This window comes from Desertivirga brevis, assembly GCF_017355835.1.
This window is the reverse complement of record NZ_JAFEWF010000008.1, coordinates 485,127-512,075: the sequence shown is the minus strand read 5'-3', so window position 1 is coordinate 512,075 and position 26,949 is coordinate 485,127. Positions and strand designations below refer to the sequence as shown.

Here is a 26,949-nt window from a genome sequence, read left to right as displayed (position 1 = left end):
CTCCCCAATCGCGTTCGACTTGCATGTATTAGGCCTGCCGCTAGCGTTCATCCTGAGCCAGGATCAAACTCTCCATTGTAATGAATGTTTGTTTCTCTGACCCTATTATATCTCAAATAGAATCGTTGTTTTCCGAATTGCTTCGGTTATTTTGTCTATCCGAGGGAATTGATTTTGGATAAATTTTCTAACGAAAAGTTTCCTTCCCGTTATGCTACATGATTATTTCTTTTTAAGAACTTTTGCGCCTCTCCATCTCGGTTCAGCTTTATTTTCAAATGATTTCACCGATTTGACCTGGCGATTTCACTGATTTTACTTTTTCAATTTTCGCTTTCTGCGTTGCGCTTCGGCGACCCTTTTTGTTTGGGACTGCAAAGATGAGAAGTTTTTTGTTTCTCTGCAAATTTATTTGAAGATTTTTTTCTTCGTTTTCATTTGCTCTTTGCTGGTTTTCAGTAGCGTTAAAGCGTTTTGCTTTTGCTTTCAAACCTCCCCGTTTCGGGACTGCAAAGGTGAGAATCTTTTTTTAATTTGGCAAGAACTATTTTAAAATTCTTTTTGCCTTCTTTTTTCTCTCTTCTTTCAACTCCGGTAAGCCTTGCGCTCTTCCGTTTTACCCAGTCCTGTTCGTTTTGGGACTGCAAAGGTGGGAGTTTTTTCTTTAGCCGTCAAGCTGTTTTTTAAAATAGTTTAAAACAAGTTGATGATCTGCGTGTTAGTGTTGGTTTTCCCCTCAGCAGATCTCCCATTCCTGTAAAACCTATTCCTAAACGAGGGGATTTTGTCCTTTAGTATCATATATCCTTTCTTTTTTATTCTTTTCAATTTAGTGCTTTCCATCGGACTATCTATGCTTTATCTGTGCTTCATCTACGCACTATCTATGCCTTTGGTATTCATGAGAAATGTCTTTGCCGGAATTGTTGAAGGCAAAGAAGTATCAAATCCGCTAATTGGTACACTTCATACCTAATCTTTCAGAAAGAAGACCAGCTTAACCTGCACATTCTCCCCCCCTTTGTTCAGTTCTCGCTCATACCTTGGTTACCCTTTCTTCAGCTAAACAGGCCGGAAACGGGGTTTGAACTGAACAAGAACTAAAGAAGGACTGAACAAGAGCTGAAGAAACCACTCGCCAAGTGAGTGGATTGTCATCACTTCACCGCCAAGTGCCGCCATTTCGCCGCCAGATACCGCCATCGATTTTCTTGAATGTCTGGTTGTTTTACATTTGCCCAGAAGAACCTTCAAAAACTTTTATCCGCCGTTGTGAGCTTCTGTTCATGGAGGTTTTTCCGGAAAATTAGCAGCAAATCCCTACCTGCTTTTGTACTGCTTCGGATCTCTAGCCATCAGCTTCCGATCATCTGCAGATATCGTGCGCTGAAACCGCACGTTATCGGCAACTGATAAGCAACTGAACGGAAGCAGACCGCACCAGATCCGAAGGGGGTAGGAAGCATATAGGAAGAAGGTTCTCAGCCAAAACTCACTAAAGCCTGAACAAGAATTTAAAAATCCTGGCAGCTGGACATTTCCAGCCAGTCAGAAAGGGGTCAGATTCGGGAAAGGTTCGAGGCAGCTTCGGGAAAGCCCCCCAATTTTCCGAACAAAGTACCCCCTTTACCCGAACACTCCCCGAAGAAAGTACCCATCCTTCCGCATCTGGCCGCAAATACCCGCAATTCTCCGCAAAACGCCGCAAGGGCCGGTTTCTTTGGTAAAAATGCTTTTTGACTTCCTTACATTTGTGCTGTTGGAATTTTCTTTGCTGTAGCCGTTACCTGAGTAAAGATAAATAGCCATGCGATACAACTTCCCGCCTTCGCTGTCCAGTTTTCGAAAAACATCTATCGCCGAAGGACTTGATCTCCTTGTCTCGATATTTTTTGGTATAATTTCCGTGTGGCCATTTTAGATTGTTGTGATCTTAATTTTCATAATAATATACCATAGGAGAAAAATTAGAAAGCTAACAGGAAAACAACTATTAATGGAAGTTTATCTAGTGTTACTTTATAACATTACGGGCCACTATAATAAAGAACCTAATCCAACTCAATTGTTACCAAACAATTCCACTAACACAGACACGGGAACGTTTGCATAAAAAATTATAGGCATACAATAGTATGTCATTAAAATTGTTCATAATCTTGCGTAGGGTACTTCCCTTCAAACAACCATTTTATTAATCATTTATACTAATATTTATTAAATGAAAGCTTTTGCCCTAAAAGGAAGCCTATTTTCCTTACTTATTCTTTTAAGCTCTTTTCTACTAAAAAAAGATAAAATTACGCTTTACATTATCGGAGATTCGACTGCTGCTAACAAGGAGGCAAAGTTTTACCCGGAAACGGGATGGGGCATGAAGCTGCAGAATTTCTTTAATAACGATGTTCTGATTGATAATAGAGCTTTAAACGGTAGGAGCACTAAATCCTTCCTTACGGAAAACAGGTGGCAGCCAATCGTTGATCAGTTAAAGGCAGGCGACTATGTTTTTATAGAGTTTGGCCACAACGACGAGAAGATCAACAAACCAGGAACCGGTACAACGTTGGAGGAGTTTAAGATCAACCTCATTAAATATGTAAATGAAACGCGTTCAAAAAAAGCTAATCCTATCCTTCTTACACCTGTAATGAGAAGATCTTTTATAAACGGAGTGTTTCAAGATTCGCATGTTGGGTATCCTGCTGTAACCCGCCGGGTTGCTGATTCTCTAAATGTCCCTTTAATTGATATGCATAAAAAAACCGAAAGGCTTATCCTTAGTCTGGGCGAAGAAAAAGCAAAATCCCTCTTCAATTATGTCGACTCCGGGCATGTTAACTATCCTAAAGGAAAAAAAGACGATACGCATTTCAGTCCTTACGGCGCACAAACGATGGCCGAACTAGTGGTTGAGGGTATAAAAGAGCAAAAACTTGGTCTTATTAAGAAATTGAAAACTAAATAGTCGGGATGTAAGCGAACAAGGTCTTTAAAGCCTAAAGCGAATACAAGTAAACAAAGTCAAAAACAGTATAAAGAGAGGGAAATATGGGCAATAAGGTCGGAGTGTTCGCAGCTATCTTAGGAATTTGCACGTTGACTGCGTGCTCAAAAAAAAGCGCAGTAGCAGAAAAGGAACCGGAAATAGTTCCAAAGGTTAGGCCTGTTGATGAAACAGCTTTAGCATTTCCAGGAGCTGAAGGATTTGGAAAAGAAACGACAGGCGGACGTGGTGGCAGAGTTATTTATGTAACAACTTTAGAAGACGGACCTGAGCAGGGAACGCTACGTTATGCTATAAATCAAACAGGTGCGAGGATAATTCTATTTAAAGTTTCGGGTAATATTGTTCTTAAGAGTCGCCTTCAGATAAAGAACGGTAATGTAACTATAGCCGGGCAAACTGCTCCCGGTGACGGTATATGCATTCAGAATTACGATGTTAATATTGATGCGGATAATGTAATAGTACGCTATCTCAGGTTCCGATTGGGGGATCTAACGCAGTATGAGCAAGATGCGTTTTGGGGAAGATATCATCAAAACATTATCATTGATCATTGCTCTATGAGTTGGTCTATTGATGAGTGTGCGTCGTTCTATGCAAATAGAAATTTCACGATGCAGTGGTGTATCCTTGCAGAAAGTTTGAACAAATCTTTTCACGGGAAAGACGACCATGGATATGGAGGAATTTGGGGCGGTAATGGAGCTACCTTCCATCATAATTTGCTCGCACATCATAATAGCAGGAATCCGAGGTTCGACGGCGGATTCAGGACTGGAACAGGGGTAAGTCCTGTAGGGAAAGACCGGGTGGATTACAGGAACAATGTGATCTATAACTGGAGCGGAAATAGCGCATATGGAGGAGAAAACGGTCAATATAATATCGTTAATAATTATTATAAACCAGGCCCTGCAACTCCCTCTTCAAGAAACAGGCGTATTATGCAAATTTCGATGGAAACTACGAATTTGTCAGCTTACAGTCCGGGTTATGGTACTTTCTTCATCAATGGCAATTACGTATTTGGGAATACTACCGTAAGTGCCGATAACTGGAATGGAGGCGTTAATTTAGATGCCGGAGTAAATACAACTGCGGCAAGAAGAACAACTGCCTTTGACTTTGCCGGCATCACTTCTTATACGGCAGAACAAGCATACAACGCCGTACTTGACTCTGCTGGTGCAAGCTATAAACGGGATGAAATTGACTCGCGAGTAGTTAATGAAGTAAGAAATGGCACTGCCACTTATAGTGGATTGAAAACGGGACTTCGCGGAATTATTGATTCGCAGACTGACGTTGGCGGTTGGCCAATTCTTAAACAAACCACTCCCCCAACGGATACCGATGGAGATGGGATGCCCGATGCATGGGAAATAGCGAAAGGTCTTAATCCTAATACGCCAAATGCTAACGGAAAAGATCTTAGTACCGCTTATGACAACATTGAAGTATATATAAACAGTATAAAATAATACCACTCTAGCACACAGATGAACAACCTTAAAAACTTCCTTCTAACAGGTACACTAGCGGTTGCGGGACTAGGGCTTTACGCTCAGACCAGTAAACCAAATTATGTATCAAAAGTATGGGTAGCAGACCAGGGAAATGGAACCTACAAGAATCCTATTCTAAATGCTGATTACTCAGATCCTGATGCCATTCGTGTTGGTGACGATTATTATCTAACTTCTTCCTCGTTCGAAGATATCCCTGGATTACCTATTCTGCATTCAAAAGACCTCGTAAACTGGACTCTCATCGGTCATGCTCTTTTGAGACAACCACCTTTTGAGCACTTTATGAAAAGCAGACATGGAGAGGGTGTATGGGCTCCATCCATCCGGTATCATAAAGGCGAGTATTACATTTACTATCCTGATCCAGATTTTGGAATTTACCTGGTAAAAGCAAAAAATCCTGCAGGACCATGGTCGGCCCCTGTAATGGTTGCAGAGGGAAAAGGCTTAATAGATCCTTGTCCGCTATGGGACGAAGACGGTAAAGTATATCTGGTTCATGCCTATGCTGGAAGTCGAGCGGGAGTTAAGAGCGTTATTGCTGTACGCCAGTTGAATGCTGAGGGCACTAAATCAATTGATGAAAGTGTTTTAGTTTATGATGGTCACGAGATTGATGTAACCATTGAAGGTCCGAAATTCTATAAACGCAATGGATATTACTACATCTTCGCTCCTGCGGGTGGTGTACCTACCGGATGGCAGCTTGCGCTAAGATCAAAGAACATTTATGGCCCCTACGAGCGTAAAGTTGTAATGGCACAGGGAAAAAGTACAGTGAACGGCCCACATCAGGGTGCATGGGTAACTACACAAACGGGAGAAGACTGGTTCCTTCACTTCCAGGATAAGGAAGCCTATGGCCGGTTGGTGCATCTAAATCCGATGAAATGGATCAATGACTGGCCAGTGATTGGTGTGGATGCTGATGGAGACGGAACCGGAGATCCTGTTCTTACCTATAAAAAGCCAAATGTTGGCGGGAAAGTATATCCTATTGCCACGCCGCCAGAAAGTGACGAATTTAACGGCGTGAAATTAGGATTGCAATGGCAGTGGCAAGCTAATCCAAAGTCAACATGGGTGTTTACAAACCCGGGAAAAGGCGCGTTAAGACTTTTCACAGACAAGGCTCCTGAAGACTCAAGAAACCTGTGGGAATCGCCAAATGTATTGCTACAGAAGTTCCCTGCCGATAATTTTATGGTCACTACTAAAATGGAATTCACTCCCAATGAAAAGCTTGAGAATGAAAAGGCGGGACTAACTATAATGGGCTTCAGCTATGCCAACCTTGCGTTGAAAAGCAGGAAAGACGGCGTTTATCTTGTTTACACACTGGGCAAAGATGCTGTAAAAGGTAAGCAAGAGGACGAAAAAGTAATCAGCAAACTGGATAATAAAAAGCTGCCTGTTTACTTCCGGGTAAAAGTAACCGCCGGAGCTAAGTGCCGGTTCAGCTACAGCCTGGACGGCAACCAATTTACGGAGGTTGGAGATGAATTCCAGGCTGAAGTAGGAAGATGGAAAGGAGCAAAAGTCGGACTATTTGCTACTCGTGACGCCCAAACTAATGACTCAGGCTATGCAGACTTTGATTGGTTCAGAGTAGAGCCAGTTAAATAATTCATTAAGGTTAATAGATAGGGCAATAGTGGTTCACACTGTTGCCCTATTTTTTTGACCAATTGGAAATGCAAAATATCCGGGATTAATACTAATGTCTCAAGTATTATTGCCAGATTTAGTTACACTAATAATCCAGTGGCATCACCGGGTCCTGTTTGCTGGTGGAGAGGATCATCATGGTCTGAAAAGTTTTCACCACACTGATGTTGCTGATCTTTTCCATGATTAACTTCTCATAAGCTTTGATATCCTTCACGTAGACTTTAAGGATGAAGTCACAACCACCCGTCACGTGATGACATTCCACAACTTCCTTAATTTCCCTCACCTCGTCGGCAAAGGTTTGAATGGTATTACTTTTATGAAAATCAAGCTGAACCTGAATAAACGTTTTAATGCCGAGGCCTAGCTCTTCTTCGTCGATTACGGCGTGGTAATTCTTTATCACTCCTGAATTTTCCAGCTTTCGTACGCGTTCCAATGTAGGCGCAGGCGAAAGCCCTATCATATTAGATAACTGAAGGTTGGTAATCCGTCCGTTTTCCTGCAGTATCTTCAATATCTGAAGGTCAATTTTGTCGGGTTGATAAGACATGGGAGTCGATTTTAAGACGCCAAAATAAAACAATTTAAAAACTTCTCTTATTGTTAGATTGACCTAATTTAATTATTAGATTTGCAAAACACGTAACATCCATGGTTGCAGACAAATACAGTGAGTCATTAGAAGAAGTTCATTCGTCGGTACATACAAAAGGCAAAACAGGTTGGCGTAAATTGCTGGCTTATATTGGTCCCGCTTATCTTATCAGCGTTGGTTATATGGACCCAGGTAATTGGGCCACTGACCTGGCCGGGGGAAGTCAATTTGGCTACCAGCTAATCTGGGTATTATTAATGTCGAACCTGATTGCCTTATTGTTGCAATCCCTAAGTTCCCGTTTGGGGATTGTAAGAGGTTTAGACCTCGCGCAAGCGTCTCGTAATGCCTATCCTCATTGGGCTAATATTCCTCTTTATGGCCTAGCTCAAATAGCTATAGTAGCCTGTGATCTGGCTGAAATCATCGGTATGGCCATCGGCTTGAACCTTCTTTTCGGACTTCCGCTTATCTGGGGAATATCCGTCACGATCCTCGATACATTTCTGCTTCTCTTTCTATTGAACAAAGGGATGCGCATGATGGAGAGCTTTATTGTGTCGATGGTTTTCATTGTGGGTGTTTCTTTTCTTGCAGAGATGTTTATCGTTAAACCCGGACTGGCTGAAGTTGTCGGTGGTTTTAAGCCTTCACTTCTTAGTGGAAACGCACTCTATATTGCTATTGGAATTATTGGGGCTACCGTAATGCCTCATAATCTTTACTTACACTCGTCTCTTGTACAAACACGGAAAATAGAACGAAGTCCTTCCGGAATAAAGGAGGCACTCAAGTTTAACTTTATTGATACAACCGTTGCACTTAATCTCGCATTCCTGGTAAACGCATCGATCCTTATCCTTGCCGCCACTGCTTTTTATAAAAACGGATTTTACGAGGTTGCCGAAATTCAGGATGCCTACAAATTACTCGAAGGGATTTTTGGTTCCCTTGCTCCTACCCTATTTGCTGTAGCATTAATAGCTTCAGGTCAAAGCTCGACTATAACCGGGACGCTTGCCGGCCAAATTGTAATGGAAGGTCATCTTAACCTCCGCATACAACCTTGGTTAAGAAGATTAATCACGCGTGTACTTGCTATCGCTCCTGCGTTTTTTACAATCCTTTATTTTGGCGAAGATTCATTAGGGAAACTTCTTGTATTAAGCCAGGTAGTACTTAGTCTTCAGCTAGGTTTTGCGATTATACCTCTAATACACTTTACCAGTGATAAAACACTGATGGGCCAGTTCGCCATTAAAACCTGGACGAAAGTATTGGCATGGTTAAGCGCAGCGGTGATCATAGGATTAAATGCAAAACTGGTTTTTGAGGAAGTTTATGGTTGGATAAAAGAAACTGAAGGTAGCTGGTGGATCTATGTATTTGTTCTACCTCTAATTCTTGCAATATTCATGCTTCTTTTATATACGCTTGTGATGCCATTGTTTAAACCTTCACAAGCAAAGCTTCTAACGGTGCCACATGGCGATGCCAGCGATATTACAGAGATCCATTCGGTCCATTACCGCGAGATTGGGATTACTCTGGATTTTACTAAAAAGGATAAAGACAGTATTAGACATGCAATTTTACAAGGGCGAAAAGACGCGCACTATTATCTAATCCATATTGTAGAAACTGCCGGTGCACGATACCATGGTGAAAAATCTATGGATTATGAATCGAGAAGTGATCTGGAGAATGTACAGAAGTATCAGCAAAGTCTTCAAAAATTAGGATATGACGCCACCGTATTGATCGGCTATGGCAATACTGCTAAGGCTATTACAAAGCTGGCAAAAGAGAATAAGCTTGACTTATTGGTAATGGCTTCTCATGGTCATAAAGGCTTGAGCGATCTTGTTTTTGGAACCACGCTAGAATCGGTGAGGCATAATGCGGGGATACCGATATTAATAGTGTAAGTAAATAGAGAGACAAAAATTTAGGAGGATTTTCACGAAATCTCACTAATGCATAGATGAAGGCGAATTAAATGAGAAACACGAATTACGGGGATTTTCACGAATTTTCACTAACGAAATGGGTAAAGAGCACTAATTTTAAGAGACACCAATTACGCGAATTACACTAAGCATAGTTCGAAAAGGTGAAGGGTCACGAATTAAGGGGATTTACACGGATTCTCATTAATGAAATGGGTAAAGAGGACTAATTTTAAGAGACACGAATTACTCGAATTTCACAAAGCATAGTTCAAGAAGGTGAAGGGTCACGAATTAAGGGAATTTACACGGATTCTCACTAATGAAATGGGTAAGAGCACTGATTTTAAGAGACACCAATTACGCGAATTACACTAAGCATAGGTCGAGAAGGTGAAAATACACGAATTGAAAAGGATTTTCTCGAATTCTCACTAATGCATAGTGTAAGAGCACTAATTTAAAATAACACGAATTACTCGAATTACACAAAGCATAGTTCGAGAAGGTGAAGGCTGCACGAATTAAGGGAATTTGGACCTATGTTTACCCTATTAGGCCTCCATGATTTTTTCTAATTTAATCTATTCGTGTTTCATCTTTGTGCGATATGCAGGTTCGTGTAATTCGTGTAATTCGTGTAATTCGTACCACTCCTTTAATTCGTACCGCTCTTTAGTTAGCACCACTCCTTTAATTCCTAATACGCCTTCAATTCCTTTTGTGCGCTATGATTCGTGAAAATTAGAGTAATCCGTGAAAATTCGTGATCATATCTATCTTTTTACATTTACCCTTACTCCCAGAAATCCCCTTATCCCCTGATTTGGCGCATAAACATAAGTTGGATCGAAACCATCATCAAAAGGCTTATCTGCCCCTGCAATCAGATAAGGAAGACCTTTATTTGGGGTGAAGTTTAAGATGTTTTTCACTCCTCCGTAAAGTTCAAACTGACGGTAGTTGTAAGTTAACTGCACGTTTTGTAAGCTCCATACTGGTGACTTGCCGGGGCGCGGGTCGTTCTCCATCAAAGGTAATCTCATTGGGCCATATATATTTCCCGTATAGTCAAATGAGAGCTTGTTTTTCTTTATCGGGATAGTCAAGGCCCAGGTACCCATCCATGGCTCTGTCAGCATTTGCCGTTCCTTTGTTTTGTTTCCCGCAACATTGTCAATAGTAGACACATCCATTAAAGTAAAACCAGTGATCAGCTTGATGGCATGGGCAAAGCTTAAGTCGAGATTAGCGCTTACTCCTCGGGAAACAGCGTATCCCCTTAAATTATCGTAGATGATCTTATTCACATCTGTTTCATAGTCGGCTACAATCCGATTATTGAAATAGGTGTACCAGGCTGAAAGCTCGAGGTTAGCGGGTGAATGAGACTCTCTGGCAATGGTTGTGTTGAAATTCAGATTTAGATTGTAACTTTTCTCCGGCTTTAGGTCTTCAAGTATTACAACTTCGCGAGCTCCGGTTAATGCAGCATGATCTTCTGTGAATAAATTCACTACCCTAAAGCCTGTTCCGGCATTTAATCGCAATACATTGTAGTCATTCATTTTCCATTTCCAGGCAAAACGAGGAGTCATGATGTTGCCGTGATTAGAGTTGTAATCGTACCTTAAGCCGAATAGTATATTGTGTTTAGGATGAACAGAAATATCGTCCTGAACGAAAATTCCAGGAAGCCAAACGTTCTTAGTTTGAGCATTTGCACCTCTGGAAGCACTTGTATTGTCATCATAATAAGTGTAACGGAGGGCTGTTCCTGCTAGTAGGTCGTGCTTCTTAATCTTCTTATCCCAGACAAGCTGGTTGAATGCAATCCTTTGGGTAGCCACAAAGGGTGTAAGCCCATAAGCCGAATTCTGATGGTGATCGTTGTAGGAGAATGAATAAATAATTCGCTCTTTCAAGGGTAGCTGATAGTTCCCCAGCAATTCCCATCTTGATGTATAAATACTTTCGCCGTATAAAACATTGCCCCCCCGGTAGCTCCTGTTCCAACCCATTTCTCCACCCCAGCGATCTTCATAGAAGTAACGGCCAGCCAAATTGAATAAACGGTTTTCCTTCCGTTGCAAAGACCATTTTTCAAAAAATGATATGCGATGTTGCTGGGTTACGTCGGTAAAGCTATCATGATTTTTATCAATGGGATTCTGGTAGGTGAAATAGTTTATTCCGGTGAGGAAAGCACTTTTTCCAGAGCCTAATTTAAACCCAACATCAGTATTCAATTCGCCCCATGTAGTTGAAAAAACATCGGCGGAGAAAGTGGGAGCAGTGCCTGTTTTCTTTGTGATAATGTTAATTAGTCCCCCTACTGCTTCCGATCCATAGAGAGAGGACGCTGGCCCTTTTACTATTTCAATTCTATCAATCAATGAGTTTGGGATTCCTGACAGACCATAAACGGTAGAGAGGCTACTGACAATCGGCATACCATCAATTGTGACCATAGTATACGGTCCTTCCAAGCCATTTATATGAATATCGCCAGTATTACAAATATTACAATTTACTTGTGGCCGTACGCCATTAACGTTCTGAAGTGCATCGAAAATGCAGGCAGTGGGATTCTTTTTGAAGAAAGTTGGTGTATAGACTTCGACAGGAACCGGACTGTCAAGCCTGCTTACTTCCTTCATCGTTCCAGAAACAACTACTTCCCTCAATTGCTTGGACGAAGCTTTAAGATCGAAGTTAACTGTTAAGGTATCATTTCCCAACAGATGAATAGTTTTAGTAGCATCTTCATATCCAACTGCTGTAACATTCAATATATATGTCCCTTCTGTTAATTCATTTATTCTGTAATAGCCATTACTGTCGGTAACAGCAACCTGCCGGTTACCATTTTTAATGCCCACAAATTCAACTGCTTTTTTACTGGCTGTTACTTTTCCCTGGATCAGCCCAGATTGGGCAAATGCCTGCCAAGAAATAAGAATTAGATAAAACAAAAAACAAGAGCGCATAGGACAAAATATTTATTGCAATAATAACAAAACAAATCAAATTAGGTTTATCTAACTTTTATTCTCCTGATTTTTTGGTTAATTTTATCGCCATGCTGTCATTTACGGAAGAAAATTATCTTAAAGCTCTTTTACATATTACGCTTGAGATAGAGCATAAAGATGAAGCTGGAACTAACGAACTAGCCTCATACTTAGGGGTTAAGCCTGCTACCGCAACAGACATGCTGAAGAAATTGAAGGATAAAAAACTAATATCCTACGAGAAGTATGGAAAGATCTCCTTATCGGAGAGTGGTAGAAATAAAGCGATAGAAATACTTAGAAAGCACCGCCTTTGGGAAACTTTTTTATATGAAAAATTAGATTTTACCTGGGATGAGGTGCACGAGGTTGCGGAGCAATTGGAGCATATTCAATCCCAGAAACTAGTAGATAAACTGGATAAGTTCCTTGGTTTTCCCGAGTACGACCCACATGGAGATGTTATCCCAAATGCTAAAGGTGAGCTAAAGCCCTCTTTTAAAAAGACGCTTTCTGAAGCAGAAGAAGGTACACTTTGCAGGATGGTTGCAGTAAAAGACAATACGGTAGCATTTTTAAAGTATGTAAGTCAGCTTGACTTAGGAATCAATACACACATAAAAGTATTAGCACGCCAACCCTATGACGGGTCTATGGAAATCTTGATAAACGATAGCAAGATCACCGTTTCGCAGAAATTTGCCGAAAACATTCTCATAGTTTGATGTTTTGTTGATACCACAAAAATAACCTGATCTAAAACTAATATGGCCAGCGATTTAAATATCAGAAATAAGAAAGCTTATTTCGAATATCATATACTTGATAAATATGTAGCAGGAATACAGCTGCTAGGAACGGAAATAAAATCTATCCGGCAGGGTAAAGCGAATATCAACGACGCCTTTTGTACATTTCTAAATGACCAGTTATACATTAGGAATATGCATATCGCCGAATATTCTCACGGATCCTTCTATAACCACGAACAGAAACGTGACCGTGTGCTTTTGCTTACGAAAAAAGAGATGAAGAAGTTAAGGGATAAAACAGAAGAAAAAGGCTTTACAATAGTTCCTCTGGCTTTATTCATTTCTGAAAGGGGATTTGCAAAGCTGGAAATAGGACTTGCACAGGGAAAGAAATCCTTTGATAAACGAGACTCTATCAAAGAACGGGAAAGTAAAATTGAGCTTGACCGTGCAATGAAGAGATAAAAAATCATTTGAGGGAAGTATTGCTTCCCTCTTTTTCAACCCTTACCAGGCTTGATCACCAACCAACGGTACAAAGCGGAAGGTATCCAATTCAATTCGCTCATAGTCGGTTTCGCTTACCCTGAAAACAGTTATCATCTTTTGAGATTGTTCGTCGCCTACCGGAATAACACAAAGGCCTCCAACTTTAAGTTGTTTTAATAACGTTTCGGGAACAAAAGGAGCACCGGCTGTCACCAGTATTTTATCGTAAGGGGCATACTCAGCAATTCCCCTTGAGCCATCACCAAGAAAAAACTCGGGAGTGTATCCCATTTTTCCCAGGAATAACTTGGCTCTTTCGTAAAGTTTCTCCTGGCGTTCTATTGTGAAAACTTGCGCACCTAATTCCAGAAGGATACAGGTCTGATACCCGGATCCTGTACCTATTTCAAGCACCTTATCACCCTTTTTCACATGAAGTAACTGGGTTTGGTAAGCAACAGTATAGGGCTGAGAGATAGTTTGCCCCTCGCCTATTGGAAAAGCGATATCTTTGTAAGCCTGAGCCCAGAAAGTCTCATCAAAAAAATAGTGTCTCGGCACCCGTCCAACAGCATCCAACACAGCCTTGTCTTCAATCTTCCGCTCCTCTTTAAGCAATTCCACCAATTTTTTACGAGCACCTTTTTCTCTGTAATTGTCAACAAACTTATAAGCCATGTAGGTACAAAAATACGGTTATAGAGGCATTTCAAAGAAAAGCATAGCAACGTTAGCGCCTATTTAACTAAAAATGAGTGTTATAAAAACAGCTCCCTTTTAAAATCGGAAACTTTGGTTATTTTCGCGGTCTGAATAACCCCCTCATGAAGAAACTGTTACTCTCTTTCTTATTATTTCCATTCCTGTCCCAGGCTCAAATAGTTACTATTGATTCTGTAAAAGCTCCGGCACGAAAACCAGTTATTCAAAAAATGAGATCCCAGAAGCTTTACTCTTATTCTCTGGGAGTTAAACTCTTTAGTTATGAAGAGCTGCCGCAAATATTGAATCAGGTTAATAATACTAACTTTCAAAGGGAATATGTTAGTGGTTTTATCTTCAAATTCAATGATAACCAGATCAGTTACAGGGTTACCGGAAACTTCTTTTCGGACGATGTAGCCTTTAAAAATGACTGCGAGGAGTGCGAGGAAGCTAAAGGAAAACTTAGGGACAATGCACTACGCCTTGGTTTCGAAAAAAACATTATTTATGGTAACGTTCAGCCTTATTTTGGATTTGATCTGGGGTATAGAAGGAATAGCTTCAAAGGCAGTTCGTCAAATGCCACTTCGTTAAACTACACTACACCTTATGATGTCAAAACACAAAAAAACGGGTTTTCAATTTCTCCTTTGGTTGGTATAAAGTTCAACGTCATCGATCATATTACTATTGCTGCAGAGAGCAGTCTCGACCTCTTATACAGCTACGAAAAGCAGGAAAGAGCATTTAGAGACGGCAACTTTACAAGAACAGTAAATAACTATTCGAAATGGGAGTTCTTGCTAAGACCTGTAGGTTTGCTCACTTTACAGTATAACTTTGCAGAGAAGTACTAATAGGGATCAACATCTACCTGTATAAACACCCCTTTATTAGCTTTATCAGCCTCAAACTTCAATAGCGTGTCTTTGAGGTACTCTTTAACTTTAGTAAGAGAAATTCCATTCCTTTCTATCTTTAGATAGATGGACTTTATATAAAAGTTGCGGATTCGGGATACCAATGGATCTTCCGGACCCAGAATACGAGGACCAAAACTCTTCTTCAATTCATTTGCAAGCCTAAAAGCAATATCACTTAAAAGCATTGACTCTTTATGCTTTACGTCCAGTTTTATTAATCTATACAAGGGTGGGTACTGGAAGCTGTTCCGTTCAATGATTTCGGTCTTATACAGCTCCTCATAATTATTATTGATCACCTGTTCTAACACCCTATGTTTAGTGTTATGGGTTTGGATAATTACTTTTCCCTCTTTGTCCCTCCGGCCTGCGCGGCCCGCTACCTGGGATAACAATTGAAAGCTACGCTCGTAGGCCCTGAAATCGGGATAGTTCAGCAGCCCATCGGCGCTAATAATGCCGATAACTGTTACCGCACCAAAATCTAATCCTTTAGCTACCATCTGCGTTCCTACCAGAATATCGATCTTACCATCTTCAAAATCACCTAGTATCTGCTGGAAGCCGTGTTTGGTCCTGGTTGTATCCAAATCCAGCCGGGCGACTCTTGCATCGGGAAAAATATATTGTAAATCATCCTCAATCTTCTCGGTACCGAAGCCTTTTTGTTCTATATGCACCGAACCGCATGCAGGGCAAATTGAAACCGTATCTTGCTTATACCCGCAATAATGGCAATGTAGCTTTCCTGAACTTTTGTGGTAAGTTAAACTTACATCGCAATTGATACATTTAGGTAAGTAGCCGCATGTACGGCAAAGGAGCACTGGGGTATATCCCCTTCTGTTCTGAAACAAAATGACCTGTTCCTTATTCGCGAGGGCGTTGTTCATTTGTTCAACAAGGACACTAGTAAAATGAGACTGCATGGTCTTCTTACTTGTTTCTTCAGAAATACTTACGATCTCTATTTTAGGCAATGTAGAAACCCCGTAACGTTCTGTGAGCTCCACTAATCCGTATTTACCACTCTGCGCATTAAAATAACTTTCTAATGAAGGAGTTGCCGATCCCAACAAAACTTTTGCTTTATGTAAATGAGCCAAAAAAACAGAGGTGTCTCGGGCATGATAGCGAGGTGCTGGATCATATTGCTTAAAAGAGTTCTCGTGTTCCTCGTCAACTACGATCAAACCTAGGTCAGAGAAAGGAAGGAAGACTGCAGAACGGGCCCCGAGAACGATCTTATACTCATTTTTTAAAACCTTGTTCCAAACCTCAGCTCTCTCATTGTCGCTAAACTTAGAATGGTAGATACCAATTTGGTTGCCAAAATATTGACGAAGTCGTTCTATCAGTTGTGTTGTGAGGCCGATCTCGGGAAGTAAATAGAGTACCTGCCTGTCTTGTTGCAGAATCTCCTCGATAAGGCGAATATAGATCTGCGTTTTACCAGATGAGGTGACGCCATGTAATAGAACCACCTCTTTCTCAGTAAAAAGATCTTTAATACTATTGAAAGCTGTTTGCTGGCCAGTGCTCAATTGAAAGTTTTGCAGAAGCTCAACCTCCTGGTCACTGAATCGACTTACAACACGATGGTCAAGAATAAATATCTCTTTTTCTACCAGGCCTTTTATCACATTGGCGCTACATCCGGATTCTTCTTGTAAAGCCTCCCTTGTGATTTCTTTTGTATTTTTAGCTAACTTGAAGTACGCCAAAAGAGCATCTAATTGTTTTGGTGCACGCTCGAGCACTTCAAACAGTCCCCTTCTGCTGTCGGCATCCTCATACAGTGGATTCAACATTATGTAGGCTTTTCTACGCGGTTTATACCGTTCAACTACCTCTTCAGATATATGTATTACCCCTTTGTTAAAAAGAGACTTAAGCAAGGGAAAAACTGTTTTTTGGCCTAATAACTTTGCTATATCTCCAACCTTTAGCTCTGGCTGTATCTCAAGTGCGTCTACCACCAAAAACTCCTTATCCGTTAACTGCGACTTATCATACTCAGAATCCTTCAAAAGCAGTATTCGAGTCTCGCTCGCAAGTTTTAGCGCGGCAGGCAAGGCCGCTTGCATTACCTCGCCCAAGTGACACATATAATAATCAGCAATCCAGCTCCACAGCTGTAACTGAGTGCGATTAACTATAGGCTCGTCGTCAAGAACATCCAGAATGTATTTCGCTTCGTAAAGTGTTGGGGCCTGCTCTGTAATTGCATAGATTATAGCCGTATAGATCCTGCTCTTTCCAAATTGTACAATCACCCTTTTACCAACCCTTATATGAGAATTCAAGGTGGCAGGTACTCTGTAAGTGTAGGTTTTTGATATAGCAAGAGGAAGAATGACCTCCACAAAATAAGTTTGCCTTCCGGCCACAGTCTCGTTAAACTCGAGCATCACCTTTTTTTAGACCTGTTACCAATAAAGAAACCCATCCCACGATAAAAAGAAGTCCGCCCAGTGGAGTTACCGGCCCGAGGAAAGCCCAGTTTAAACCAGTTATTGACCTTGTACTCAAAAGATAGATCGACCCTGAAAAAAGTATAATTCCAATGGTGAATGACCAATAAGCAATTGTACTTACCTTGCTTCTGGTAGCTGTTAATGAAAGGAATAACAATGCGAGTGTATGATAAAAATGGTAGCTTACAGCTGTCCTCCAGTTCTCCAGATCCTGAGATGTAATATGCGCCTTTAATCCATGAGCTCCGAATGCTCCGAGAATCACGGCTATAGCACCGAAAACGCTTGCCGTAATAAGAATCTTTCTATTCATATGGTGTGCTAATTTAACTATAGTAATGAGATTTCTTTCGCTTAAAAAGCTAATTTTGTGGAATCCAATGAGAAAAACCATCGCACTAAGCATCGTTCTGCTCATAGCAATCATTGCTATGGCCATCAAATATTTTTCTGCTCTGGCTGTGCATAATAATAACGTTTCAAAAGCCCTTAAAAATATTCCGGAAGATGCTGCTTTTATCCTGAATTTCAACAATGACCAGTCGTTTTACGATATATTTCAGGACTTTGAGCTTTTTGATGCAGTAGTGGGTGAACAGAGGGCAAACGAAATCAAGCAGCTACAACAAGCCCTCCTCAGACATCCTGCTTTTGAAGAAGCCATTTCCAATGAGAATATTTTTATCTCATTGCATCCTAATAGGGCGGATTCTGTAGATTTCCTTTACTCCATAAATCTAAATGAAGGTTTTGATGTTTCGGATGTTGAGGACGCTTTTGAAAAAAACAGCGAGGCTTCCATTAAAAAAAACTCTGGCACAAGTGTATATGCTATCTCTATTAAATCTTTAAATAAGCCTTTTTTTATCTTCCTTGACGGAGGGGTGGTAACAGGAAGCTTTTCTGAAGAACTACTAAATCGAAGTATAAAGAAAGGAAGTGCCAGGATAGACGGCGACTTTGTTAAAGAGATTGATTATTCTGTAAACCATAATCAAAACTCACCGGTAAATATCTTTATTAATCATAACCGTAGCGCCGACTTTATTGGTCAATATACCCAAAACAAGCCCAACGGTGCGCTTACTTTAATTACAAGGGTAAAAGGTATCTCCTCTCTGAACATGAACTTTAAAAGTGATGCTTTGATGTTTAATGGCATTAGTAAGATTGACAGTACCGCTCCAACGTACCTGGGTTTATTTTTAAATCAAGAACCTGTAAAGAACGATTTAAAACAAATAATGCCCCATAACCTCTCTTACTTTATTTGTTTTGGAGTCTCCGATTATCAAGCCTTTGAGAACAAGCTGCATAACTTTTTTGACCGTAGAAAGGAATTGTCGAAGCTTCAGAACCAACTGAACTTAGTTAAAGAAAAAACAGGAGTTGATCTTGACAAAGAGCTAAAACCTTACCTTGGAAACGAATTTGCTGTTCTGGAAACAGAAGGAAGGGAACGACTTGCGCTCATTAAGGTTAAGAACGGAAGAGAAGTAAGGTTGACGCTGGAACAAGTTAGCGACGAGTTTAACGAGCAGATAGGGAGGCTTAATAATTCCAATCTGTTCTACTACTATCTCGGGGATCCCTTAAAACAGTTTTCACGTCCTTATTTCTCCGTTGTAGACAACTACCTTATATTGTCAAACAACACCAGCGTTATTACAAACTATATCAATAATTATAATGGTGATAGGCTATTGGTAAATACACCGGAGTTTGCAGACCATAATCAATTTATTGCTAATCAGAGCAACATATTCTATTTCGTCAACAATAAGAATGCACAGAACCTTTTAAAAGCTTCTATAAAAACCAATTACTTTAATATATTTAAGAGTGATGGTTATGGCTTAAAAGGTTTCTATGGGCTATCCTACCAGTGGAGCAGCGATGATGGGCATTTCTTCACGAACCTTTACGCCAATTACAAATCAAGCACCAGCCTCAAACCATCAGAGGTATCGAAAAATACAATAAGCAATAAATGAAAGGGACGATAACGAAAAAACAGGCTCCCGATAACAAAGGGACATGCTCGTTTGCTTATGCAAATGTTGTTGGCGACGAGAAGCCTGAATATATTTTTCTTAATGAACGAAGCCTTTCTATAACGCGTTTGGATGGGACTGTTGTCTCAGCAAGTAGCTTCAATACAAGATCAAAAAAGAGTCTGTTTTTATTTAAAAAGAACAAATTTTCTTCACTGTTTGCAGCCCTTGATAATAGTGTAAATGACTTGTTTTTATTCAATGAAGACGGTAACTTGTTACAAGGTTTTCCTGTAAAAGGAGATGGTTATACTCTAGCTGGTCCAGTCAATAATTACAAGCCGCATTATTCAATTTCGGGAGTTGGAAATAACTTTGGCCTTTATAAATTCTAGCATGTACAAGTTTGCTCTCCTGACAATCCTTTTAACCGTTTCAATCACCATACAGGGCCAACATTGGGGTTTATTCAATACTGGTACACTTTATGATTCATTTGAAAACCCTGCTCAAAAAGCATTTATAGCGGATACCAGCAAGCGTATAGCCTTCAACTTCCTTATCCCTACCGGAGGACTTTCAGTGGCAGGACGTGGCCCTGCTGATAACACAATCAGGCAGTTATTTTACTCTGGGCCGCTTGATACAAAAGGTTTAGATAATAACAGCACTCAATACAACAGGATCTTTGCAGATCAAAACATATATCTGGGAATGCTCCGTATATTCAAAACGGTCAAGTATAACCGGGAGTTCGGTTTATCCTGGCAGGTAAAAACGGAGGGAGATTATGCCATAACCAATCAAACGTTTACCACTTTTCAAAACCCGCTAGTAGAGGATAAAACATATTATAAAAACACTTTGAATGATTATGGAAAGGCCCAGTCGTATCACCAATTCAGTTTAACCTATCGGGAAGACTACAACAAACGGTTAGCCTTTGGCGCAAAATTAAGCTACCTAAGCGGGATGCTCTTTTCAAAGTTATCGATCAGTCAATCAGAATTGGCTATAGACCAAGATGCCCAAGTGTTTAATGCTTCCCTAAAGGGGTACTATCTTACCAACTTCCTTTATAACAATTTTAGCAAGCGATCCCTAATCCCTCATATTCAAAATCCAGGACTGGCCTTGTCGGCCGGCTTCAACTACCGTACATTAAGTGGACTCTATATACTTGGAAATATAAAAGACCTTGGCTTCATTATGTGGCGTAAAACTCCTTATAAATATACCATTGACGAGCAAATAAGTATAGATGCCTCTAGCCCAAAGGATATAGATAAGCAATTGACAGAAAGCCTGAAAGACGATGTCCTGAAAGATCCCACTAACGAAAGGTTCACATCCAGTATCAACGGAAAGGCCCAGATCCTTTTAAGCAAGACCTATGATAGGTACCAGCCAAACCTCATCCTTTCGAAGAACCTATTCAACCAATATGGGAACGCGGTATTAGTGAACAATTATAATTACCGGGCCTGGAAGTTCAGTCTCACTTCTGGCTATGACTTCAGAGGAATATTTGAATTAGGAGGGCAAATCATGTACAAAAAGCCAAACGTAGAGTTTTTCCTTGGCAGCGACAGACTATTTAAGACTATTGCATTGAGTAATGGAATATCAGCAATGCAAGCAGATCTGGCAGACAGGCGTCAAAACGATATACCGAAAGGAAAAGGATATACAGGAGCCTCTGCTTATTTAGGATTTGCTTTAAAATTCGGGAAAGTGCTCTACCATTGGCAAAACAGCAGCGAGATACCGGGAGTTGAGCCTGCCTTTAGTAAAAAGCCTAAAAAATCAGGAAAGCTGTGATTTAGGCTTTGCCACAAGGAAGTCTTTAAGGTAATAGGGCTCGAAATAAGCGACATCTTCAAACTGCTGGGCCCTGAATTTATTAAGAGCTATTTCTGAGAAGTGTGCTGCCGAATTATAAAAATCGGTTACAAAAAGAGCTTTCCCTGAGTTACCTAAAACATCCTGGCACTTCTCTGCACCATCTCCAAAAAAGACAATGGAATATGATGTAAGAAACTCTGAGAACGACTCTTTATCGATGATCTTAGCTTCTATTGGAGAAACCTCTGTTAGCTCTTTATCGAATAAAGCTGTATAAACTTCCATTCTTCGGGCATCAATCATTGGGCAAAACAAAAAGTCTTCCTCAGTAAATTTGTTACAAATACCTGCAGCCATGGCTTGTAAGGTACTTACGGCAATAAGCGGGATGTCGAGCGCGTAACATAATCCCTTGGCAGCAGATACTCCAATTCGCAAGCCTGTGTAAGAACCAGGGCCTTTACTAACAGCTACCGCATCCAGTTCTGACATTGACTTTCCAGAAGCCTTTAATACTTCTTCAATGAAGAGTGTTATATGACTGGCATGAATATTTCTTTCGTTCAATTCCTTTACGAATAACAAAGAGCCATTTTCTGCAAGTGCCACAGAACAAGAAGTAGTGGAAGTTTCTATTTGAAGAAGGAGTGCCATAAGAGCTGCAAAGATGCAATTTTTAATGTAAAAGGAGAATGGTAGTTAAGGCACAGGATCATGGCCGTGTGCTCCCCATGGATGGCACCGACCGATCCTTTTGATAGTTAACCACCCACCCTTAAATGGGCCATGTTTTTTAATAGCCTCTACTCCGTATTGGGAACAGGTTGGAGTGTAGCGGCAGGATGCGCCAAGTATTGGAGAGATAAGTAATTGATATATCCGTATAAGCAGAAGGAAAACTCCTCCAAGTGCCTTCAAAAATAGATCAATCAGTTTTTTTAACATAAGCCTTTGTAAGCTGCGATAAAGCTACTTTTAATTTCTTCTCTATAAATGAATAGTCGGCAATTTCTTTCCCTACAAAATGGACAGAGAAAATTAGCTGGATGTTATTCTCGCGAAGGAAGCTATATAGAAGTTCTTCTTTGTTTAAACGAAAAGCCTCTCGAATTCGTCTTTTCAATAAATTCCGGTCAACAGCGTGCTTGAATTTACGCTTTGCCACCCCGATAACTATTTGGGAAGGAAGGATTCCTGATGAGGAAACAGGCAGGTGTACAATGCGAAACGGATATACTAAAAAAGAAGAACCGTTATGAAAAAGCTCATCTAAAAGCTTTTTACTGCATAACCGCTCTTCTTTTCTAAATTTGTACATTTTGATTGATAGTGCCTTTTGCAGCTTGCGCTACAGGCTGCAATCAAAATAAAAATTATGCTTTGTGACGACGCTCGTCAGAAACTGTTAATCTCTTTCTACCTTTAGCTCTTCTAGACGCTAAAACTCTTCTACCGTTTGCTGTAGCCATACGCTCTCTGAAACCGTGTTTATTTCTTCTTTTTCTTTGAGAAGGCTGGAATGTTCTTTTCATGACTTTATATCAAAAATTGTAGCTTTTTAAAACAAGAGCGCAAATATAGCCGCATTTTATTGTAAATCAAACATTAGTTGAGAAATTATTTTAAGAGGCAAAATTGGGAATAGATTACCCCTCAAATTGCCGCTCAAGATTCTCCAGGTTGACGATCAATTCCTGTAACCTTTCCTGCTCCCGTTTCTTATAAGATTGCATCAGCACCCAACTAAATACGAACCACGCTATTGTAAAACCAACAGCAGCGATGGTTTGCCATAAAGGTGCAGCAATAAATACCTCTACAAAATAGAGGGCAAAAGCAATTCCAATGGCAATACTGTAAGCACTGAAGGTCCGCGTATTTAAATTATAACGACTTCTTTTATAACTCTTTAAATAGGCTATATATTTCTCGGGTTGCTCCAGGAAAGAATTATTATTTTGAATGCTTTTGTAATCTCTAAACTGGATGAACATGTAATATGTGCAGCTAAGGATCAATATAAAAATTGATAAATGAGAGGTCCATAGAACAAATGATTTAAATACCCAAAGGCCGACCAAAAGTAATACTACAGCCATCATTACGAGGCTTTCAAAAAGCAGCTTTTTTGAGTAGCCCGCTTTATTTTTCTTCACCTGCTTTAGAACGTCTGCGGAATTAAGTTTGGGAACAGAAGCCTGACGTGTCCATATATCTTTCAGTGCATCAAAGTCTTTCATAACGATTATATATTTCTGTCAGCTTGTTCTTTATACGATGTATCTTAACTCTAAGGTTTCCTTCAGAAATTCCTGATATTTCTGCAATTTCAGGGTAAGGGACTTCATCCAATACCATAGTTATTATTATCCTTTCACTCTCTTCCAGTTTTGAAATGCATTTATAGAGCAGAGCAATTTGTTCGTTCTTCTCAGACAACTCTTCTCTCTTATTCTCAATAATGTTATCTGTTAAAACATCCTTGGCCTGCCTCTTTTCTACCCTTAGCCAGGAAAGACAGGTATTTACAGCGATACGGTAAATCCATGTTGAGATCATGGCCTGGTTTCTGAACTTATCTAAATTCTGCCACACTTTCATGAAAGTCTCCTGCATCAGGTCGTGTGCAATATCCTCATCACCTGTATAACCGAAACAGAGATGGTAAATTTTCCGGGAATTGGTCTGAAAAATTTCTTTAAAGACAGCTTCTTTATTAAGCATTTCGTTTTCGACAGATGTTATAACATTTTGTTACAGCTCAAATGATTTTTTATTGAACCACCTTGCTTTCCCTTCTGCGTCATCCAAAACTTCCTGATATTCGGAAGAATAGTCGAACTGCAGATCTTCGTGTAACTTCGGGAAAAGTTTTTTCAACTTCTCCATTTGTCTTAGGAATATATTTTGCAATGGCTTATAATGCGATTTTAAGTCAGCGTAGAGCAGGTAGTTCTTAACAAACCAAAGTAGCAAAATAACTTCGGCTTCAATTGATCCGGTATATTTTGCGTGTTTTGCCACAAGTCGCAGGATTTTACGCAATTGCTTTGCGCTATGGTAGTCAAACTTCCTTAGTGTATGAAACTCTTCAACCAGTGTAATTTTTACCGATTCTGCATACCTGACCGGATCATCAGCATCGTACAAAAGGAAGCTTAGTAATTCCTTATTTTCCTTTTTATATTTTGCGAGTCGCAGACAAACATCGACAAGTTGCTCGCGGCTAAGCGAGTTCAATTCCTTTTTTATATCACTTAACTTCTCAGCCTTCATTCAATTCATTTCCAATGGACGACAAATCTATATTGTTTTTACCTCTTGCATATCTGGAATTTTAAATCAGAACAACCACAAAAAATTTCCTACTTTAACATCCGTTTACTATTTTTCGATCTAACACATTTTCATGAAGCTAAAACAGGCTGCTTTGTCCGCTATTATTGGGGTTTTCTTAGTTATTCTACTAACTTTTCTTAATTCGACAGGGATTATAGCACTAACTCCGGATGTTCTACTCACATTGCGATGGATTGCGATCATTCCTATTCTTATTTATGCAATAAAAAAACGTTCATTAACCACTTGGATATTAGTTTCGATGATAGTGGGAGCAGAAATAGGGCATGATTTTCCTGAAGCTGCCAAAAATCTGCAGGTTCTTAGTAAAGTGTTCCTCAAAATGATCAAAACAATTGTAGCCCCTCTCCTTTTTGCTACCCTAGTTTATGGAATTGCAGGTCATGCCGACTTAAAACAGGTAGGGCGAATGGGATGGAAGTCTATTGTTTACTTTGAACTTGTAACAACTCTTGCCCTTTTTATCGGTCTTGCAGCTATAAATCTTTCACAGGCTGGCGCTGGAATTCAAGTACCAAAGGGGATCCATGAAGAACTTCCTCATGTTGCACCTCAGAGCTGGCAGGATATTATCCTCCATATTTTCCCTGAGAATATTGCCAAGTCGGTAAGTGAAGGACAAATATTACAAATTGTGGTATTTAGCGTATTGTTTGGGATTGGGCTTGCAATGGTAAGAGAGGACAAACGTATGCCTATGCTTCAATTTACAGAAAGCCTGGCGGAAGTAATGTTCAAATTTACTAATATCGTTATGTACTTTGCTCCTATCGGTGTCGGAGCAGCTATTGCCTACACTGTTGGACACATGGGCATTGAGATTCTTGAGAACCTTGCAAAACTGCTGGGCACCTTATATCTAGCGCTAATTGCGTTCCTTGTGTTGGTGCTATTACCCATAGCGTTGTTTGTTGGAGTTCCTATAAAAAGATTTATCCAGGCAATATCAGAACCTGTTTCTATAGCCTTTGCCACAACCAGCTCCGAAGCTGCCCTGCCAAAGGCCATGGAAAATCTTGAAGCTCTGGGCGTACCACGAAAGATAGTGGCTTTTGTTATGCCAACAGGATACAGCTTCAACCTGGATGGGACTACACTTTATCTTGCACTTGCATCTATATTTGTATCGCAGGCGGCCGGACTAAACTTTACTATCGGCCAGCAATTACTTATAGTATTTACGCTGATGCTGACAAGTAAAGGTGTAGCAGGTGTACCCAGAGCATCTTTGGTGATCTTACTAGGAACAGCGGCTTCTTTTGGAATGCCTTCATGGCCTATTTTAATCATTCTGGGTATCGACGAGTTGATGGACATGGCCCGAACATCCGTTAACGTAATTGGAAATTGTCTTGCTACGATCGTTATTGCAAAATGGGAGGGTGAATTCAATCCTGATCAGGGGAAGGATATTAATGAGATTTAATAAGCTAATTTTTGTTGCACTCCAGGAATGCAAAAACCAGTCGACTCAACTAAAAAAAGCTTTTTTAAGAATAAGTTAACCCCTCTTTTTTGAGCTTTTTTTACAACAAAAACATAACGTCATGATTCTCAACCAATAAAAAATACTTAAGAAATTTGCAGTGTATCAGAATTGGTATATCTTTGCATCATAACAAAACGGTAGGTATAGCTCAGTTGGTTAGAGCATCAGATTGTGGTTCTGAGGGTCGTCGGTTCGAGCCCGATTACTTACCCAAAAGTTTAATAGAAAGCCCTCAACGATAAGTTTAGGGCTTTTTTATTTTCCGGTCCATTATCAAATAACCGATAAGGCCCACCGCCAGGTGTGGAAAAGCTTATTTAAAAATTTAAAAAATTAGCGATAAATTAGCACTATCATGGCCCGTCTGTTAAGGAATAAAAGAAGTTCGATTGAAACCGCTCCACTAAAGATATTAATTTCCGATGCGTCTCTGCAGAAGAGCTTAGCTTAACTAAAGAAAATACAAATACTGTTCACTTTTTTACTTGCACACATTGAATCGACTAGTTCTTCTGAAAAGCGTTTTAAGGGATAATTTTACCGAGCAATTTATAAACAGGTACGAAGCCTTTCAATTAAATACTGAAGAGGTTCAAAGGATTTCTATTAAAGCTCAGGCGATTTTAGAAATGTTTCCCAAAGTAACTGACGCGGCTCTTCTAAGTTCAATGTGTGCTAATGAGCTTTCTGAAGTTTTTCCTGTTGCCGTTCTTGCCGGCACCTTATCTTACAAAGGAGTAGAGCTGTTCTCCGTTACTCAGGCATTTCCTACCGGCGGCAAGTCATTAAACACACAAGTAAGGAAAAAAGCCCATTTCTGGATAGAGTTTGGGGGATACATTATTGATAGCTCCTTTTTCAGACGGTTATATGCTGGTGACGTTAAGGCCCCTTTCCAACATGCAATAATGGGTGATTTTGGCGCAAGCAGAGGTGCTATCATCTCGAAAGCAGAGCTAGTAAGCAAATATGGGTTCAACTACGAGCCACAATTTTCTTTGTCTCAGTATCAAATATCCAAATTACTTGAGGAGACAAAGAAAACAGCAGCAATTACAGGTAACTAAACTTTAAGACTTAAATTGAGCCTCTAAAATAATTCATCAATAGAAAGATATCAGAGCTCGCAATAGCAATAGATCTG

At 40.1% G+C, this 26,949-nt stretch carries 26 protein-coding genes, 1 tRNA gene and 1 rRNA gene; 13 read left to right on the top strand and 15 right to left on the bottom strand.

Going from position 1 to position 26,949, the window contains the following annotated elements; genetic code table 11:
- From J4N25_RS19670 to J4N25_RS19660, 3 genes are all read right to left on the bottom strand, one after another.
- Positions 1–79 (bottom strand): 16S ribosomal RNA (locus tag J4N25_RS19670); the annotation flags it as partial.
- Between the two features lie 195 nt (positions 80–274).
- Positions 275–490, bottom strand: coding sequence for a hypothetical protein (locus tag J4N25_RS19665; protein ID WP_207423502.1), 216 nt, complete (start codon positions 488–490; stop codon positions 275–277).
- A gap of 572 nt (positions 491–1,062) precedes the next feature.
- Positions 1,063–1,203, bottom strand: coding sequence for a hypothetical protein (locus tag J4N25_RS19660; RefSeq protein ID WP_207423501.1), 141 nt, complete (start codon positions 1,201–1,203; stop codon positions 1,063–1,065).
- A 1,018-nt stretch (positions 1,204–2,221) separates the two neighbouring features.
- Here J4N25_RS19660 and J4N25_RS19655 point away from each other — a divergent pair.
- From J4N25_RS19655 to J4N25_RS19645, 3 genes are all read left to right on the top strand, one after another.
- A complete protein-coding gene (locus tag J4N25_RS19655; RefSeq protein ID WP_207423500.1) occupies positions 2,222–2,968 on the top strand; it encodes a rhamnogalacturonan acetylesterase in 747 nt (248 codons plus the stop codon).
- Positions 2,969–3,051: 83 nt separating this feature from the next.
- Positions 3,052–4,491 (top strand): pectate lyase, encoded by a 1,440-nt coding sequence (locus J4N25_RS19650; RefSeq protein ID WP_207423499.1) that lies wholly within the window; start codon positions 3,052–3,054, stop codon positions 4,489–4,491.
- Positions 4,492–4,509: 18 nt separating this feature from the next.
- Positions 4,510–6,165 carry a glycoside hydrolase family 43 protein gene (locus tag J4N25_RS19645; RefSeq protein ID WP_207423498.1) on the top strand — a complete coding sequence of 552 codons (1,656 nt, stop codon included), beginning with the start codon at positions 4,510–4,512 and terminating at the stop codon, positions 6,163–6,165.
- Between the two features lie 127 nt (positions 6,166–6,292).
- Here J4N25_RS19645 and J4N25_RS19640 read toward each other — a convergent pair whose 3' ends face one another.
- On the bottom strand, positions 6,293–6,763 hold the full coding sequence (locus J4N25_RS19640; RefSeq protein ID WP_207423497.1) for an Lrp/AsnC family transcriptional regulator: 471 nt from the start codon (positions 6,761–6,763) through the stop codon (positions 6,293–6,295).
- Between the two features lie 101 nt (positions 6,764–6,864).
- On the opposite strand from J4N25_RS19640, the gene J4N25_RS19635 reads away from it, so the two are divergent.
- Entirely contained in the window at positions 6,865–8,736 is a 1,872-nt protein-coding gene (locus tag J4N25_RS19635) for an Nramp family divalent metal transporter (RefSeq protein ID WP_207423496.1), read from the top strand.
- A 797-nt stretch (positions 8,737–9,533) separates the two neighbouring features.
- Here J4N25_RS19635 and J4N25_RS19630 read toward each other — a convergent pair.
- Entirely contained in the window at positions 9,534–11,747 is a 2,214-nt protein-coding gene (locus J4N25_RS19630; RefSeq protein WP_207423495.1) for a TonB-dependent receptor, read from the bottom strand.
- 92 nt (positions 11,748–11,839) lie between these two features.
- Between J4N25_RS19630 and J4N25_RS19625 the strand changes: the two genes are divergently transcribed.
- Together J4N25_RS19625 and smpB are read left to right on the top strand one after the other, a co-directional pair.
- Entirely contained in the window at positions 11,840–12,496 is a 657-nt protein-coding gene (locus J4N25_RS19625; protein ID WP_207423494.1) for a metal-dependent transcriptional regulator, read from the top strand.
- Between the two features lie 42 nt (positions 12,497–12,538).
- Entirely contained in the window at positions 12,539–12,988 is a 450-nt protein-coding gene (gene smpB, locus J4N25_RS19620) for an SsrA-binding protein SmpB (RefSeq protein ID WP_207423493.1), read from the top strand.
- 42 nt (positions 12,989–13,030) lie between these two features.
- On the opposite strand, the gene J4N25_RS19615 is transcribed toward smpB, so the two are convergent.
- Positions 13,031–13,690 carry a protein-L-isoaspartate(D-aspartate) O-methyltransferase gene (locus J4N25_RS19615; protein ID WP_207423492.1) on the bottom strand — a complete coding sequence of 220 codons (660 nt, stop codon included), beginning with the start codon at positions 13,688–13,690 and terminating at the stop codon, positions 13,031–13,033.
- A gap of 146 nt (positions 13,691–13,836) precedes the next feature.
- Between J4N25_RS19615 and J4N25_RS19610 the strand changes: the two genes are divergently transcribed.
- Entirely contained in the window at positions 13,837–14,574 is a 738-nt protein-coding gene (locus tag J4N25_RS19610) for a hypothetical protein (RefSeq protein WP_207423491.1), read from the top strand.
- Here the strand turns inward: J4N25_RS19610 and priA are convergent.
- Together priA and J4N25_RS19600 are read right to left on the bottom strand one after the other, a co-directional pair.
- The gene (gene priA, locus J4N25_RS19605; RefSeq protein ID WP_207423490.1) at positions 14,571–17,051 is read right to left on the bottom strand and encodes a replication restart helicase PriA; all 2,481 of its coding nucleotides are present in this window, start codon (positions 17,049–17,051) and stop codon (positions 14,571–14,573) included. The genes J4N25_RS19610 and priA overlap by 4 nt on opposite strands.
- Complete coding sequence (locus J4N25_RS19600; RefSeq protein ID WP_207423489.1) at positions 17,038–17,430, bottom strand: DUF423 domain-containing protein; 393 nt, start codon at positions 17,428–17,430, stop codon at positions 17,038–17,040. The genes priA and J4N25_RS19600 overlap by 14 nt, the downstream gene beginning before the upstream one ends.
- A gap of 25 nt (positions 17,431–17,455) precedes the next feature.
- On the opposite strand from J4N25_RS19600, the gene J4N25_RS19595 reads away from it, so the two are divergent.
- Genes J4N25_RS19595 through J4N25_RS19585 form a run of 3 tightly spaced genes read left to right on the top strand, consistent with a single transcriptional unit; the run spans position 17,456 to position 20,932 of the window.
- Entirely contained in the window at positions 17,456–19,111 is a 1,656-nt protein-coding gene (locus J4N25_RS19595; protein WP_207423488.1) for a DUF3352 domain-containing protein, read from the top strand.
- Positions 19,108–19,506 carry a hypothetical protein gene (locus J4N25_RS19590; protein ID WP_207423487.1) on the top strand — a complete coding sequence of 133 codons (399 nt, stop codon included), beginning with the start codon at positions 19,108–19,110 and terminating at the stop codon, positions 19,504–19,506. The genes J4N25_RS19595 and J4N25_RS19590 overlap by 4 nt, the downstream gene beginning before the upstream one ends.
- A gap of 1 nt (position 19,507) precedes the next feature.
- Positions 19,508–20,932, top strand: coding sequence for a DUF5723 family protein (locus J4N25_RS19585; protein ID WP_207423486.1), 1,425 nt, complete (start codon positions 19,508–19,510; stop codon positions 20,930–20,932).
- Here J4N25_RS19585 and tsaB read toward each other — a convergent pair.
- From tsaB to J4N25_RS19550, 7 genes are all read right to left on the bottom strand, one after another.
- Complete coding sequence (gene tsaB / locus J4N25_RS19580) at positions 20,918–21,610, bottom strand: tRNA (adenosine(37)-N6)-threonylcarbamoyltransferase complex dimerization subunit type 1 TsaB (protein ID WP_207423485.1); 693 nt, start codon at positions 21,608–21,610, stop codon at positions 20,918–20,920. The genes J4N25_RS19585 and tsaB overlap by 15 nt on opposite strands.
- A gap of 45 nt (positions 21,611–21,655) precedes the next feature.
- Positions 21,656–21,901, bottom strand: a complete 246-nt coding sequence (yidD, locus tag J4N25_RS19575) for a membrane protein insertion efficiency factor YidD (RefSeq protein WP_207423484.1) — start codon at positions 21,899–21,901, stop codon at positions 21,656–21,658.
- Complete coding sequence (locus J4N25_RS19570) at positions 21,882–22,274, bottom strand: ribonuclease P protein component (protein WP_207423483.1); 393 nt, start codon at positions 22,272–22,274, stop codon at positions 21,882–21,884. Before J4N25_RS19570 ends, yidD begins: the two co-directional genes overlap by 20 nt.
- A 55-nt stretch (positions 22,275–22,329) precedes the next feature.
- Complete coding sequence (gene rpmH / locus J4N25_RS19565) at positions 22,330–22,488, bottom strand: 50S ribosomal protein L34 (RefSeq protein ID WP_013632808.1); 159 nt, start codon at positions 22,486–22,488, stop codon at positions 22,330–22,332.
- Positions 22,489–22,602: 114 nt separating this feature from the next.
- Positions 22,603–23,196 (bottom strand): hypothetical protein, encoded by a 594-nt coding sequence (locus J4N25_RS19560; protein WP_207423482.1) that lies wholly within the window; start codon positions 23,194–23,196, stop codon positions 22,603–22,605.
- Positions 23,183–23,680, bottom strand: coding sequence for an RNA polymerase sigma factor (locus tag J4N25_RS19555; protein WP_207423481.1), 498 nt, complete (start codon positions 23,678–23,680; stop codon positions 23,183–23,185). The genes J4N25_RS19560 and J4N25_RS19555 overlap by 14 nt, the downstream gene beginning before the upstream one ends.
- A gap of 30 nt (positions 23,681–23,710) precedes the next feature.
- Positions 23,711–24,232, bottom strand: coding sequence for a hypothetical protein (locus J4N25_RS19550; RefSeq protein WP_207423480.1), 522 nt, complete (start codon positions 24,230–24,232; stop codon positions 23,711–23,713).
- Between the two features lie 133 nt (positions 24,233–24,365).
- Here J4N25_RS19550 and J4N25_RS19545 point away from each other — a divergent pair, with 133 nt between their 5' ends.
- The 3 genes from J4N25_RS19545 to J4N25_RS19535 all read left to right on the top strand — a co-directional run bounded on the left by J4N25_RS19545 (position 24,366) and on the right by J4N25_RS19535 (position 26,872).
- Positions 24,366–25,742: a dicarboxylate/amino acid:cation symporter gene (locus J4N25_RS19545; protein ID WP_207423479.1), complete on the top strand. Its 1,377-nt coding sequence runs from the start codon at positions 24,366–24,368 to the stop codon at positions 25,740–25,742.
- A gap of 200 nt (positions 25,743–25,942) precedes the next feature.
- A tRNA-His gene (locus J4N25_RS19540) sits at positions 25,943–26,016 on the top strand.
- Between the two features lie 283 nt (positions 26,017–26,299).
- A complete protein-coding gene (locus J4N25_RS19535; protein WP_207423478.1) occupies positions 26,300–26,872 on the top strand; it encodes a hypothetical protein in 573 nt (190 codons plus the stop codon).
- Positions 26,873–26,949 lie beyond the last annotated feature (77 nt).

Excerpts from the sequence above, each read along its gene's own strand:
- J4N25_RS19660 (WP_207423501.1), bottom strand. The coding sequence starts at position 1,203 with ATGGCGGTATCTGGCGGCGAAATGGCGGCACTTGGCGGTGAAGTGATG.
- J4N25_RS19655 (WP_207423500.1), top strand. The coding sequence starts at position 2,222 with ATGAAAGCTTTTGCCCTAAAAGGAAGCCTATTTTCCTTACTTATTCTT.
- J4N25_RS19650 (WP_207423499.1), top strand. The coding sequence starts at position 3,052 with ATGGGCAATAAGGTCGGAGTGTTCGCAGCTATCTTAGGAATTTGCACG.
- J4N25_RS19645 (WP_207423498.1), top strand. The coding sequence starts at position 4,510 with ATGAACAACCTTAAAAACTTCCTTCTAACAGGTACACTAGCGGTTGCG.
- J4N25_RS19640 (WP_207423497.1), bottom strand. The coding sequence starts at position 6,763 with ATGTCTTATCAACCCGACAAAATTGACCTTCAGATATTGAAGATACTG.
- J4N25_RS19635 (WP_207423496.1), top strand. The coding sequence starts at position 6,865 with ATGGTTGCAGACAAATACAGTGAGTCATTAGAAGAAGTTCATTCGTCG.
- J4N25_RS19630 (WP_207423495.1), bottom strand. The coding sequence starts at position 11,747 with ATGCGCTCTTGTTTTTTGTTTTATCTAATTCTTATTTCTTGGCAGGCA.
- J4N25_RS19625 (WP_207423494.1), top strand. The coding sequence starts at position 11,840 with ATGCTGTCATTTACGGAAGAAAATTATCTTAAAGCTCTTTTACATATT.
- smpB (WP_207423493.1), top strand. The coding sequence starts at position 12,539 with ATGGCCAGCGATTTAAATATCAGAAATAAGAAAGCTTATTTCGAATAT.
- J4N25_RS19615 (WP_207423492.1), bottom strand. The coding sequence starts at position 13,690 with ATGGCTTATAAGTTTGTTGACAATTACAGAGAAAAAGGTGCTCGTAAA.
- J4N25_RS19610 (WP_207423491.1), top strand. The coding sequence starts at position 13,837 with ATGAAGAAACTGTTACTCTCTTTCTTATTATTTCCATTCCTGTCCCAG.
- priA (WP_207423490.1), bottom strand. The coding sequence starts at position 17,051 with ATGCTCGAGTTTAACGAGACTGTGGCCGGAAGGCAAACTTATTTTGTG.
- J4N25_RS19600 (WP_207423489.1), bottom strand. The coding sequence starts at position 17,430 with ATGAATAGAAAGATTCTTATTACGGCAAGCGTTTTCGGTGCTATAGCC.
- J4N25_RS19595 (WP_207423488.1), top strand. The coding sequence starts at position 17,456 with ATGAGATTTCTTTCGCTTAAAAAGCTAATTTTGTGGAATCCAATGAGA.
- J4N25_RS19590 (WP_207423487.1), top strand. The coding sequence starts at position 19,108 with ATGAAAGGGACGATAACGAAAAAACAGGCTCCCGATAACAAAGGGACA.
- J4N25_RS19585 (WP_207423486.1), top strand. The coding sequence starts at position 19,508 with ATGTACAAGTTTGCTCTCCTGACAATCCTTTTAACCGTTTCAATCACC.
- tsaB (WP_207423485.1), bottom strand. The coding sequence starts at position 21,610 with ATGGCACTCCTTCTTCAAATAGAAACTTCCACTACTTCTTGTTCTGTG.
- yidD (WP_207423484.1), bottom strand. The coding sequence starts at position 21,901 with ATGTTAAAAAAACTGATTGATCTATTTTTGAAGGCACTTGGAGGAGTT.
- J4N25_RS19570 (WP_207423483.1), bottom strand. The coding sequence starts at position 22,274 with ATGTACAAATTTAGAAAAGAAGAGCGGTTATGCAGTAAAAAGCTTTTA.
- rpmH (WP_013632808.1), bottom strand. The coding sequence starts at position 22,488 with ATGAAAAGAACATTCCAGCCTTCTCAAAGAAAAAGAAGAAATAAACAC.
- J4N25_RS19560 (WP_207423482.1), bottom strand. The coding sequence starts at position 23,196 with ATGAAAGACTTTGATGCACTGAAAGATATATGGACACGTCAGGCTTCT.
- J4N25_RS19555 (WP_207423481.1), bottom strand. The coding sequence starts at position 23,680 with ATGCTTAATAAAGAAGCTGTCTTTAAAGAAATTTTTCAGACCAATTCC.
- J4N25_RS19550 (WP_207423480.1), bottom strand. The coding sequence starts at position 24,232 with ATGAAGGCTGAGAAGTTAAGTGATATAAAAAAGGAATTGAACTCGCTT.
- J4N25_RS19545 (WP_207423479.1), top strand. The coding sequence starts at position 24,366 with ATGAAGCTAAAACAGGCTGCTTTGTCCGCTATTATTGGGGTTTTCTTA.